Source organism: Nocardiopsis sp. iso_186 (assembly GCF_056173365.1).
The window spans coordinates 957,454-969,454 of sequence record NZ_CM149670.1; the positions used below are offsets into that span (position 1 = coordinate 957,454).

The 12,001-nt window shown below is 68.8% G+C and carries 11 protein-coding genes; 10 read left to right on the forward strand and 1 reads right to left on the reverse strand.

The features are described 5' to 3' along the window. The first annotated feature begins 33 nt into the window (after positions 1-33). The 10 genes from AC0VYP_RS04300 (at position 34) to AC0VYP_RS04345 (ending at position 11,332) form a co-directional block, all read left to right on the forward strand. Positions 34-837, forward strand: coding sequence for a class E sortase (locus tag AC0VYP_RS04300; protein ID WP_285761961.1), 804 nt, complete (start codon positions 34-36; stop codon positions 835-837). 7 nt (positions 838-844) lie between these two features. Then, positions 845-1,042 (forward strand): hypothetical protein, encoded by a 198-nt coding sequence (locus AC0VYP_RS04305; RefSeq protein WP_475472603.1) that lies wholly within the window; start codon positions 845-847, stop codon positions 1,040-1,042. A gap of 105 nt (positions 1,043-1,147) precedes the next feature. Then, complete coding sequence (locus tag AC0VYP_RS04310) at positions 1,148-2,866, forward strand: DEAD/DEAH box helicase (RefSeq protein WP_285761963.1); 1,719 nt, start codon at positions 1,148-1,150, stop codon at positions 2,864-2,866. A 360-nt stretch (positions 2,867-3,226) separates the two neighbouring features. Beyond that, a complete protein-coding gene (locus tag AC0VYP_RS04315; protein ID WP_285761964.1) occupies positions 3,227-4,168 on the forward strand; it encodes a WxL domain-containing protein in 942 nt (313 codons plus the stop codon). Between the two features lie 212 nt (positions 4,169-4,380). Next, a complete protein-coding gene (locus AC0VYP_RS04320) occupies positions 4,381-5,502 on the forward strand; it encodes an HtaA domain-containing protein (RefSeq protein WP_475472605.1) in 1,122 nt (373 codons plus the stop codon). A 113-nt stretch (positions 5,503-5,615) separates the two neighbouring features. Next, positions 5,616-6,962: a WxL domain-containing protein gene (locus AC0VYP_RS04325; protein ID WP_285761966.1), complete on the forward strand. Its 1,347-nt coding sequence runs from the start codon at positions 5,616-5,618 to the stop codon at positions 6,960-6,962. 110 nt (positions 6,963-7,072) lie between these two features. Continuing rightward, a complete protein-coding gene (locus AC0VYP_RS04330; RefSeq protein WP_475472607.1) occupies positions 7,073-8,230 on the forward strand; it encodes a WxL protein peptidoglycan domain-containing protein in 1,158 nt (385 codons plus the stop codon). Positions 8,231-8,232: 2 nt separating this feature from the next. Then, positions 8,233-9,180 carry a hypothetical protein gene (locus AC0VYP_RS04335; protein WP_475472608.1) on the forward strand — a complete coding sequence of 316 codons (948 nt, stop codon included), beginning with the start codon at positions 8,233-8,235 and terminating at the stop codon, positions 9,178-9,180. 126 nt (positions 9,181-9,306) lie between these two features. Further along, positions 9,307-10,233, forward strand: a complete 927-nt coding sequence (locus tag AC0VYP_RS04340) for a zinc metalloprotease (protein WP_285761970.1) — start codon at positions 9,307-9,309, stop codon at positions 10,231-10,233. A gap of 88 nt (positions 10,234-10,321) precedes the next feature. Then, entirely contained in the window at positions 10,322-11,332 is a 1,011-nt protein-coding gene (locus AC0VYP_RS04345) for a tryptophan--tRNA ligase (RefSeq protein WP_285761971.1), read from the forward strand. Positions 11,333-11,422: 90 nt separating this feature from the next. Here the strand turns inward: AC0VYP_RS04345 and AC0VYP_RS04350 are convergent, their stop codons facing one another. Continuing rightward, positions 11,423-11,995 carry a nicotinamidase gene (locus AC0VYP_RS04350; protein WP_285761972.1) on the reverse strand — a complete coding sequence of 191 codons (573 nt, stop codon included), beginning with the start codon at positions 11,993-11,995 and terminating at the stop codon, positions 11,423-11,425. Positions 11,996-12,001: the final 6 nt, after the last annotated feature.

The following is a 12,001-nucleotide window of genomic DNA, read 5'->3' on the forward strand; positions in this document are numbered from 1 at the left end:
CCGGCGCGGGGCGACCCCTGACGGGTAGGACATATGGTTTCCACTTCCGAACGGCGCGGTGGGCGGCGACGGCGCAGCTCCGGCGGCCGTCGCCGCGCCGCACCGACCAGACGGCGGGTCCGCAGCAGCGGTGACATCGTGCGCGGCGCGGTTCGCACCATCGGTGAGCTGCTGTTCACCGCGGGCCTGATCATGCTGTTCTTCGCCGCGTTCCAGATCTGGGGCAAGCAGTTCCAGACCGATGCCGAACAGGGCCGACTCGATCAGGCCATGGCCGAGCAGTGGGAGCAGCCCGAGGAGGTCGGCCCCGACTCCGAACCGCTGCCAGGGTCGGCCAACAGTCGGATGTACATTCCCAAGACCGACCAGGCGTGGGTCGTCGTCAGCGGGGTCGAGCCGGACGACATCAGGTACGGACCCGGTTGGTACCCCAGGTCCTGGACCCCCGAAGGCGCGGTGCCCTCCGCGCGTGCGGGGCAGCCCGGCAACTACTCCATCGCCGGCCACCGAGTCGCCGCCGTCTTCTGGGACCTCGACCAACTGGTTGACGGGGACGAGATCGTCTTGGAGGACAAGGACAACTTCTACACCTACAAGGTCGTCTCCAACGAGATCGTCCTGCCGGACGCGGTCGAGGTCACCGCGCCGGACCCCTTCGACCCCGAGGCCACCACCGATCCGGAGAAGGCGTACCTGACCCTCACCACCTGCCACCCCAAGTTCCAGAACTCCCACCGGTTGATCGTGCACGCCGAGCTCACCGACACCCGATCCAAGGACCAGGGCATGCCCGACAACATCGCCCAGATGGCCCCTGACGACCAGCAGGAGGGGTGAGGCACGCGTGTACGGCTTGATCTGGCACATTCTCCCCGGCCCCGGACCCGTGAAGGCCCTCATCTTCCTGGGGCTGGTCGCGGGGGTCGCGGCATTGCTGTGGTACGTGGTCTTCCCCTGGGCCGACCCCTATCTCCCGTTCAACGATGTCACCGTCAACGGGGGCGCCGGTGCCCCGGCTCCGGACGGTCCCCCGGATCAGTGACCTGGATCGCAGTGCGGCGAAGGCCGGGCACGCCGCCCGGCCTTCGCCGCTTCACGGGCCGGGTCCGGATACCCTCAAGCAAGTGAATACCCGAGGATTCGTGCGATGACGCTTGTCGAGACCACCAGCACCGATCGCCTGCGCGGCCTGCGCACCTGGCAACGGGAGGCGTTCACGGAGTACTTCCGGCGCGACCCGAGGGACTTCCTCGCAGTGGCGACCCCCGGCGCCGGAAAGACCACGTTCGCGCTGACGCTGGCCAGTGAGCTGCTCGCCCGCCATGTGGTCCGTTCGGTCACCGTGGTGTGCCCCACCGAGCACCTCAAGAAGCAGTGGGCGGAGGCCGCGGCCCGGTTCAACATCCCCATCGACCCTGAGTTCAAGAACGGACAGGGGCCGCTCGGCAAGCACTTCCTCGGCGCGGCCATCACGTACGCCCAGGTCGCCGCGCACCCGATGCTGCACCGCAACCGCACCGAGGCGCGCCGCACCCTGGTCATCTTCGACGAGGTCCACCACGCCGGCGACGCATTGTCCTGGGGTGAGGCCGTGCGCGAGGCGTTCGACCCCGCGGCACGCAGGCTCTCCTTGACCGGCACGCCCTTTCGCTCGGACGTCAATCCGATCCCCTTCGTGGACTACGTCCAGGATCACAACGGCGTGCGCCGCTGCTCCTGGGACTACAGCTACGGGTATGCCCCGGCCCTGGCCGACGGGGTGGTCCGTCCGGTCATCTTCATGGCCTACTCCGGTGAGATGCGCTGGCGGACCAAGGCGGGCGACGAGTTGGCCGCCCGGCTCGGCGAACCGTTGACCTCCGATGCGCTGTCGCAGGCATGGCGCGCTGCGCTGGACCCCAAGGGCGACTGGATCAAGAAGGTCCTGGCCGCGGCCGACCGTCGGCTCAGCGAAGTCCGCAAGCACAGCCCTGACGCCGGCGGACTGGTCATCGCCACCGATCACGAGACGGCGCGCGCCTACGCGCGGATCCTGCGCCAGATCACCGGGCGCGGCGCTACTGTCATCCTCTCCGACGATCCCACCGCCAGCAAGAAGATCAGCCAGTTCGCCGCATCCGACGACCGGTGGATGATCGCGGTCCGAATGGTGTCGGAAGGGGTGGACGTCCCCCGGTTGATGGTGGGCGTCTACGCCACCTCCACCAGTACGGCGCTGTTCTTCGCCCAGGCGATCGGACGTTTCGTGCGGGTGCGCCGCCGGGGCGAGATCGCCTCGGTGTTCCTGCCCTCGGTGCCGGTGCTGCTGGAATACGCCGGAGAGATGGAGCGCGAACGCGACCACGCGCTGGACCGTCCTATGAACGAGGACGGGTTCGATCCTGAACAAGACCTGATCGACGAGGCGCGCAAGAAGCGCGACACCCCCGATGCGGGGGACGAGCTTCCCTTCGAGACCATGGAGTCCGCCGCCGAGTTCGATCGGGCGCTCTACGACGGCGGGGAGTTCGGCGGCGGGTCGCCCGACTCGCCCGAGGAGGAGGACTTCCTCGGACTGCCCGGACTGCTGGAGCCCGACCAGGTGGCCAAGCTGCTGCGCAAACGCAAGTCCGAGCAGTACACCAGTCGGATCAAGGCCCCCAAGCCCGAACCCGAGGAGGCTCCGGCGCACGAGGTCATGGCCGAGTTGCGCAAGGAGCTCAACGGGCTGGTCGGCGCGTGGCACCATCGCACCGGGCAGCCGCACTCCACGATCCACACCGAACTCCGTCGTGCCTGCGGTGGTCCGCCCATCGCCCAGGCCACCCCCGATCAGGTCCGCCGCCGTATCGCCAAGCTTCGTGCCTGGGCGGTCGGGGGGGACTAGCCCGGCGGCTCGTGAGGGCTGTGCGGCGTACCGAGCGGAAGCGAAGGCCCTGCGCCCGTTCCCGCTCGCCGGCCCCCTGTACCCGGTGAGCCGGTGTACCGGCCCCAGGCGCCATTGTCATGACCCGGCCTCGTCCGGTTGCGGTCCACGCCCTGCCCAGCAGGGACGGACCGTAGCCGGGCGATTTTTTGTGACAAGTTGTCGCCAAATGGCGGTCAAAGGGTGCATATATCGACCATTTTGGAATAAGGTTAGCCTCACTTCACTTGGCGTCCGTGTCGTTTCCGGCCGCGCCTTCTGTCCCGGGTCGAATCCACCCTGTCTTCCCCGGGATACGTCCCCCACCGAGATGAGGACCCTATGCAGCGCAAACGTGGCCCGATGCGGCTCGCAGCGGTGATCGGAGCGAGCACGCTCTTCGCCGCGCCCCTCGCCCTCGCCGCCGGTTCGGCCCACGCCGACACCGCCCCCGGCCTCACCGTCTCCCAGACGGTGGGCCTCGACCCCCAGGGGCAGCAGGTCATCGTGCACGGCACCGGCTTCACGCCGGGGCAGGGCTTCTATGTCGCCCAGACCGCCGAACCCCAGTCGGCGGACTCCTATCCCTCCAGTTACGGCAATCCCCAGTGGCTCCGGGGTGGGGCGGACGAGGACGGCGGCTTCGAGGTCGCCATCACGCTCGCCGGTCAGTACACCCCGCGTGGCGCCGATCCCGTGGACTGCATCGCCCAGCAGTGCTACCTGGCGGTCTTCAACGATCACACCGACATCAACAATCGTGCGCAGGACGTCTGGGTGCCCATTTCCTTCTCGGTTCCGGGTGGGGTGAGTGCGGATCAGGAGATTGTGGCCGAGGTTGCCGGTGGTCCGTTGACGTTGTCGGTTGCCGGGGACACGGTTGTTCTGACGGGTTCTGCGGTTTCTGGTGCGGGGTTGAACCAGAGGGCGTCGGGTGAGTTGAACACGGCGACCGTGTCGGATCTGCGTGGGACGGGTGCGGGGTGGAATCTGGTTGGTCAGGTGAGTGACTTCGCTGGTGCGACCGGTTCGATTGCGGCGAGCAATCTGGGGTGGACGCCTTCGGCTGCTGTGGTGGATGACGGTCTGGGTGTTCCTGGTCGGGTGGCGCCTGGTGCGGTTGTGCTGCCGGGGCAGGGGTTGGGTTCTGCTCGTACGCTTGCGGGTTCTCCTGCTGGTTCTTCGGCTGGGACGTTCACTGCTGGTGCGGGGCTTGAGTTGGGTGTTCCGGCTGATGTGGCTCCCGGGTCGTATGCGGCCACCCTCACCCTCACCCTCAGCTGATCCGGGCCGGTGGAAACGGGAGCGGGAAATTTATCGACGTTGTGTCGTGAAAACTTCCCAATCTCCTGGTGTTAGGTTAGCCTTTCCTTGCCTGCGGGTTTCGTTGTCGAGCCCGTCCAGCGCATCTCCGGGGCGCATGACGAGAACGGCGCCCACCCCCATCCCCCTGCCCCGCTGGTACGCCGAGCCGGGGCAGCCACCCGAGGAGACACATGAACCTGGGCACTCACCGCATCACGCGCGGGGCCGTCGCGGTCCTCGCCGCGGCGGGCCTTGCCGTGGGCGCGACCGCGCTTCCGGCGTCTGCGGCATCCACCGCCATCACCGGTGGCGACGCCGACTGGGGCGTGAAGCTGTCGTTCCGCAACTACATCAACGGCCCCATCGCCCACGGCACCACCACGTTGACCGACGGTGTCACCCAGAACTCCGACGGCACCTACAACTGGCCGGTCGTCTCCGGCTCCTACGACTCCGTCACCGGTGACACCACGGTCGCCTTCGGTGGGAAGGTCGCCTACGACGGCCACGGCGGGCTGCTCCAGCTCGCCATCGAGAACGTCCGTGTCGAGATCTCCGGTGGACAGGGCGACCTCTACGCCGACCTCACCAGCAAGTCGCTGTCCAGCGGCGAGGTCGAGGACTTCCCCGACACCAACCTCGCCGACCTCGACCTCGGTGGCGGTGCGCCCGTGCTCAGCGGCGGCACCCTCACGCTGGCCCCCGTTGCCGCCACCCTGACGGAAGAGGGGGCGCCCGCCTTCGCCGGCTTCTACACCGCGGGCACGGCACTCGACCCGATCGGCTTCTCCGCGACCGTCAACGGCGGTCCGGGTTCCGGTCCGGTTCCGGGTGGGGTGAGTGCGGATCAGGAGATTGTGGCCGAGGTTGCCGGTGGTCCGTTGACGTTGTCGGTTGCCGGGGACACGGTTGTTCTGACGGGTTCTGCGGTTTCTGGTGCGGGGTTGAACCAGAGGGCGTCGGGTGAGTTGAACACGGCGACCGTGTCGGATCTGCGTGGGACGGGTGCGGGGTGGAATCTGGTTGGTCAGGTGAGTGACTTCGCTGGTGCGACCGGTTCGATTGCGGCGAGCAATCTGGGGTGGACGCCTTCGGCTGCTGTGGTGGATGACGGTCTGGGTGTTCCTGGTCGGGTGGCGCCTGGTGCGGTTGTGCTGCCGGGGCAGGGGTTGGGTTCTGCTCGTACGCTTGCGGGTTCTCCTGCTGGTTCTTCGGCTGGGACGTTCACTGCTGGTGCGGGGCTTGAGTTGGGTGTTCCGGCTGATGTGGCTCCCGGGTCGTATGCGGCCACCCTCACCCTCACCCTCAGCTGATCCACCTGCGTGCAGTCGGCGCTGCCCGAACGTCTCCGCGACCCGAAGCCGTTCGGGCAGCGCCCTTCGCGCCCGCTGCCCACGTCCGTCACCCGCACCCATTGGCACAGGTCATGTTCTTCTCTCGCCTCCCGCACCGGCGGCACGCCTCCTCTGTGGTGGTGGGAACCGCGCTGGTACTGGGACTGGCCGGACAGCTGCCGGCAGCCCACGCCGAGGACCGGTCCCCCTTCCCGGGGGTCGGGGCGGCCGAAGGGGATCGTTACGCCTTCCACCCGGTTGACGGTGCCGGGTACCTGTTGCGCCTGCCGGAGACGGCCGGTTCCCTTCCGGAGCCGGTGTTCGCCGAGCCCGGAGCGCGGTCCGAACCGGCCGCGGAGGGCAATCCCCGCCAAGGACTGTTCGCCGTCCACCCCCCTGCCGACCCCGATGGCGCCGCTTCGGTCCTGGTGCCGTTGGCCGAGGCGCCGCTGACCGGGGTCCCCGATCTTTTCGCGGTCGGGCCGGACGGTTCGCTCTATGCAGTGCACCCGGCCGAGCCTGCCGCGATGCTGGTCGTCTACCGCCCGCCCGCGCCTGTCGTGGTCGGAGCCGAGGCGGAGGAGGCCGCGGCCCCCGCCTACTCCACCGAGGTCCACGAACTTCCCACCGAACTGGACCCGGCCGCGATGCGCTCCAGCGAGGCGGGAGTCTTCCTGATCGACGCTGAGGGCGTCGTCTACCGCGTCGAGGAGGAGCCGGACAGGGTGCGGCTCGTGGTGGGGGGCGACCCGCCTCCGAGCCCGGAGCCATGGCGGCCCCCCGAGAGTGCGACCACCCCCGGGGCCCTCCCGAGTCCGCCTCCCGGATCCGAGGGGGCCGGGCCCGACCCCTTTCCCGGCGAGCAGGGGGGCGGGGCAGCTGTACCCGCGCATCCCGAAACCGCAGAGGCACCGCCCGCGGTTTCCGGCCCGGCCCCCAGGGAAACCGCGACAGGTACAGCCGACCAGTTGATCACCGCTCAGATCACCCGCGGGCCCCTGACCATGTCGGTCGCGGGAACCCCCGTGCACCTGGACCGCAGCGGGCTGCCCGGCACTGCCCTGAACCAGAGCGCCGTGGGGGAGCTCAACACCGCCATCGTCACCGACCTGCGCGGCACCAATGCCGGATGGAGCCTGGTCGGCCAGTCGAGTGACTTTCGCAGCGGCGACGGCGGTGTCATCGACGCCGACCTTCTCGGCTGGACGCCCAGCGCGGTCGTGCTCGATTCCGACCTGGCCACAGCGCTGCCCTCCGAGGTGCGCCCAGGGGCGCACCTGCCGCCGGGGGAGGGGCTCGCGGTTCCACGGACCCTGTGTGCGGGACGGGAAGGGGCGAGCGCTGGGCTGTTCGGCTGCGATGCGGGGCTGGAACTCGGGGTCCCGGCGGGAGCAGGCGCCGGTTTCTACGCCGGAGTCCTCACCCTGACGTTGAGTTGACCGGAGCGCAGGCGCCGCATCGCGCCCTCCGGGGTACCCGACGGGCATCCGGCCAGCTACTATCCCTTTTGTCTTTTAGGTTTGCCTAACCTATTTCTGGAGTTCGTTCCGTGTCAGCCCACCGCCCGACCCGATACGCACGCCTCGGCGCGGTCGGCTCCCTGTCGTTGGCCCTTCTCGCCATCGCCCCGCCCGCGGACGCGGATCCCCTCCCCAGCCCGTCGCCCTCCCCGAACGGGGAGGCCCGGGGCCCGGAGTACGACCAGAGCTTCCGCTGGTCGGTCGCCCCGTCCAACGAGGACGGCGAAACCGGACGCAGCTACTTCGTCTACGACGTCATCCCCGGCCAGGTCATCGAGGACTGGGCCGCGGTCACCAACTACGGCACCGATCCGATGACCTTCGCGGTCTACGGCGCGGACGCCTTCAACACCCCTGACGGCTCCTTCGCCCTCGACGCAGCCGATCAGGAACCCGACGAGGCCGGGACCTGGCTGGAGTTCACCTCCGACGACGCCACCCTGACCGTCGAGCCCGGCGCGACGGAGTTGGTGCCTTTCACCATGACGGTGCCTGACAACGCCGAGCCCGGCGACCACGCGGCCGGCGTCGTCACCTCCATCACCCAGGACGCCGTCAACGACCAGGGACAGCTCGTCCAGGTGGACCGCCGCATCGCAGCGCGCGTCTACCTCCGGGTCGACGGCCCCGTGCGCGCAGGACTCCAGGTCGAGGCGGTCTTTGTCGACTACGGCCACACCTGGTGGAACCCCTTCGCCGCTGGGGAAGCCACCATCCGCTACCAGGTGCGCAACGCCGGCAACCTGCGGCTGGCAGCCGACGGCGCGGTCCAGGCCAAGGCGCCGTTCGGTATCGCACTGGGGGAGGCCGTCGAGGGGGAGATCCCGGAAATGCTGCCCGGGACCAGCTACGAGTACGTCCAGACCATCCCCGACCTCTACCCCGTCTTCCTGCTCACCGGAGAGGTGACCGCCACCCCCAAGGCCGCTCCCCAGGCAACCGACCTGGCGGACACCACGCCGGTCGTTCGTTCGGCGTTGACGTGGGCCGTTCCCTGGGTCCTCGTCGCCGCTGCCGCCCTGCTCCTCGGAGTGCTCGCCGTCCAAAGACGCCTGCGCAAGAAACGGATGCGAGCGGCCATCGACAAGGCGGTCGCCCGTGCCACCGCCCAACAGGGCGCAGAAAAACCACCGGGGGTCCACGAGGAGTCCGCCGCGACGCCCGCCGATCCGGGCAAGGACGCCTGACAGTGGCGCGCCACCGGCCCATCGCCGTTCTCGCCCTCGCCGTGTCCACGCTCCTCGCCCTGTCCCCTCCGGTGGCCGCCGACACCACGCCTACGGGACAGGGGGCCCCGCCCGCACCACAGGTGAGCCTGGACAGTGCCTCGGGTGGCGTCGGAGACACCGTCGTCGTGCGGTTGTCGGCCTGGCCCATCGGTACCACCACCGTGCGGGTGTGCGGAGGCGGTGACTACGTCGGCTCCGCCGACTGTGCGTTCTCCGATGCGGTCACCGTGGTCGCCGATGCAACCGGTGCCGGGGCGGGCGTCCTCACGCTCAGCGAGCCGCCCACCGCATGCCCCTGCGTGGTGCAGGTCTCCGACGTCACCGGCCGTTACCGGGTGGATGTCCCACTCGCCCTGGACGGGGTCCCCACCCTCACCCCCCAACAGCAGCAGGAGCGTCTCGACACCCTCAATCCAGCCGGCGTGCTGCGGATGCTGACCGTCACCGATGCGGCCTTCCTCCCGGAGGGCGGCGACTGGTGGAGCGGGTGGCCCGCCTGGCTGGGCGTCCCCACCCAGCGCGTCGTCCGGATCACCATCGAGAACACCGGCCTGGAACCGGTGGAGGACCCCGCTGTCAGCATCGCGGTCGGCCGGGACACGGCTCCGACCGGGCTCGTCTACCCGCCGCGGATCCACCGGTTGGAACCCGGCCAGGTCGCGTTCTACGACGTCGCGGTCAACCTGCCCGCGCCGTTGTTCGGCACCTATGTCGTCCGGGGCGAGATCGTCGGCCTGGACGCTCCGGTCGCCTTCGAGGCCAGTACCGCCAGCCAACCCTGGGTGCTGCTCGGTATCGGCGCCCTGCTCGTCGGATTCGCCGTGATGTGGTTGCTCCTGGGAGCGGTGGTCCGCATCGTCGCGGCGGGCGCCCGGGTCGGCAGGTGGCTTTCCCGCAACCGCTCCTAGCGCACCCCTGGTCAAGGCCCCCATCTGCCAAAGATCCGTCGGGTGGAACTTCCCTCGCGGGAAATAGTGAGACTTGCGCTGGGAACGCACCGGATCTGCGTCGCAGATTAGTTACATTCCGTAGTCATGAAGACGAATGGGAACCTCTGGCGCACCCTGTCCACCTGCGGCGGACTAGTGGCCAGTGCCACCGCTCTGGTCACTCTCCTGGCGATGCCGGACGCCCCCGCACGGGAGCGACTGTGCGCACCGGGGCACAGCGCCGCCCGCGTCTCCGACGTCGCCGTGCACGACCCCAACACACTCACCCCCGAGGACGCGGCCGAACTCGACCGCCAACTCCAGGCGGCGGCCGTCCCGCAGAAGTCCCCCGACCCGCAGAACCCCGTCACGATCCCGGTCGTCTTCCACGTCATCTCCGCCGAGAACGGCACGGGAGATCTTTCGACGGAGACGATCACCGAACAGATCGCCGTCATCAACAAGGCATTCGGCGGACAGTACGGCGGAGTGGACACCGGACTGCGGTTCGTCCTCGACCGGGTCAGTCGTACGGTCAACGACCGCTGGTTCTCCGACTTCGCCACCTTCGAGGACTCCGCCAAGACCGAACTGCGCCAGGGCGGGGCCGGCACCCTCAACATCTACTCGGTGAACCTGGGAACCGGCCTGCTCGGCCGCGCTACATTCCCCCAGGACTACAAGAAGAACCCCAAGGCAGACGGGGTCACCATCGACTACCGAACGGTTCCCGGGGGAGGTCGGGAGAACTTCGACCTCGGACACACCACCACCCATGAGACCGGGCACTGGTTCGGGCTCTTCCACACCTTCCAGAACGGCTGCGACGAGCCGGGGGATTACGTCGAGGACACGCCGTTCGAGCGCGAACAGGCGACCGGCTGCCCCGAAGGCCGCGACACCTGCCCCGACAAGGCCGGTACGGACCCCATCCACAACTACATGAACTACAGCAACGACCCCTGCCTCAACCAGTTCACGCCGGGCCAGGCCGAACGCATGACCCTTGCCTGGACGGCCTTCCGCACATGAGCGGGCCGGCGCCCGGCCACGGGACACGTGGCGCCGGCCTCCTCGGGGGGGACGGGGAAGGGCAGCCGGCACCGATACGCTTGTCGGCATGGCAGCGACCAAGACCTATCTGACCGGTGTGAAGCCCACCGGTGAGCCGCACCTGGGCAACTACCTCGGCGCACTCAAGCCCGCACTGGAGGCGGCGCGCGACTACGACGCGTACTACTTCATCGCCGACTATCACGCCCTCACCACCGTTCGCGATCCCGAAGTGATGCGGCACAATATCCGCTCGGTCGCCGCCACCTGGCTGGCCTGCGGGCTCGACCCCGAACGCACGGTGCTCTACCGCCAGTCCGCGATCCCCGAGACCTTCGAGCTCGCGTGGGTCCTGTCCTGCGTCACCGGCAAGGGCCTGATGAACCGCTCGCACGCCTACAAGGCCGTGCGCGACCGCAACGCCGAGGCCGGTGTCGCCGACCTCGACTCCGGGGTCAACATGGGGTTGTTCAACTACCCCATCCTTATGGCCGTGGACATCCTCATCATGGAGACCGACCTCGTCCCGGTCGGCCGGGACCAGGCCCAGCACGTCGAATACGCCGCAGACATCGCCGGCTCCTTCAACCATCTGTTCGGCGAGGGCTACGCACTCACCGTCCCCAAGGGCGTCTACCCCGAGGGCGACGCCAGCGTCCTGCCCGGCATCGACGGCCGCAAGATGAGCAAGTCCTACGACAACCACATCCCGCTCTTCCTGCCGGAGAACAAGCTCAAGAAGCTGGTCCGGCGCATCCCCACCGACAGCGTTCCGGTCGAGGAACCCAAGGACCCCGACTCCTCCGTCGTGTTCCAGCTGCTCACCCAGTTCGCCTCCGCCGAGCAGGCCGCTGACGTCCGAAAGCGCCTGGAGGCCGGCGGCATGGGCTGGGGAGAGCTCAAGAACGAACTGTTCGAGGCGATCAACACCGAGGTCGCGCCCAAACGGGAGCGCTACGAGCAGTTGATGGAGCCAGGCAGCGAGCTCGACGACGTACTCGCCGCGGGGGCAGTCCGTGCCAGGGAACGCAGTCGCCGCGTGCTCTCCGGAGTCCGCACCGCCATCGGCATCGACTAGCCGACCCGCATCTGCCCGTGGAACGGGGCCGTGACCTGACCGGTTCGGGTCACGGCCCCGTTCGTCGCAAGGACAAAAACAGCGAAGCGTCTAGGCCATGACCGGTTCGCCCTCAAGGACGACCTTCGCTTCGGACAGTTCGGCCAGAGCACGCTCGGCAGTGGGGCGGGCCACCGCGGCGGTCAGGCTCAGCAGGACCCGTACGTCGAACCCGGCACGCGCGGCGTCCAACGCAGTGGCCCGCACGCAGTGGTCGGTCGCGATCCCCACAACATCCACTGAGGTCACGTCGCGTTCGTGCAGCCAGTCGGCCAGGCCGTTGCCTTCGGCGGTGGCACCCTCGAACCCGCTGTAGGCGGCCGTGTAGGCACCCTTGTCGAAGACCGCCTCCACCGCGTCGGTCTCCAACCGGGGGTGGAACTGTGCGCCGGGAGTCCCCGCCACGCAGTGCGGCGGCCAGGAGTCCACGAAGTCCGGCGACTCGGAGAAGTGCGATCCCGGGTCCACGTGGTAGTCGCGCGTGGCCACGACGTGTGCGTAGTCGGCATGCTTGGCCTCGATGTAGGCGGAGATGGCCGAGGCCACGTCCGTCCCACCAGGCACTGCGAGTGCGCCGCCCTCACAGAAGTCGTTCTGCACGTCCACGACGATCAGTGCCTTCATGGTCCT

Bases quoted from the DNA above. Each gene is read 5' to 3' on its own strand.
- AC0VYP_RS04300 (WP_285761961.1), top strand. From the start codon at position 34: ATGGTTTCCACTTCCGAACGGCGCGGTGGGCGGCGACGGCGCAGCTCC.
- AC0VYP_RS04310 (WP_285761963.1), top strand. From the start codon at position 1,148: ATGACGCTTGTCGAGACCACCAGCACCGATCGCCTGCGCGGCCTGCGC.
- AC0VYP_RS04315 (WP_285761964.1), top strand. From the start codon at position 3,227: ATGCAGCGCAAACGTGGCCCGATGCGGCTCGCAGCGGTGATCGGAGCG.
- AC0VYP_RS04320 (WP_475472605.1), top strand. From the start codon at position 4,381: ATGAACCTGGGCACTCACCGCATCACGCGCGGGGCCGTCGCGGTCCTC.
- AC0VYP_RS04325 (WP_285761966.1), top strand. From the start codon at position 5,616: ATGTTCTTCTCTCGCCTCCCGCACCGGCGGCACGCCTCCTCTGTGGTG.
- AC0VYP_RS04340 (WP_285761970.1), top strand. From the start codon at position 9,307: ATGAAGACGAATGGGAACCTCTGGCGCACCCTGTCCACCTGCGGCGGA.
- AC0VYP_RS04345 (WP_285761971.1), top strand. From the start codon at position 10,322: ATGGCAGCGACCAAGACCTATCTGACCGGTGTGAAGCCCACCGGTGAG.
- AC0VYP_RS04350 (WP_285761972.1), bottom strand. From the start codon at position 11,995: ATGAAGGCACTGATCGTCGTGGACGTGCAGAACGACTTCTGTGAGGGC.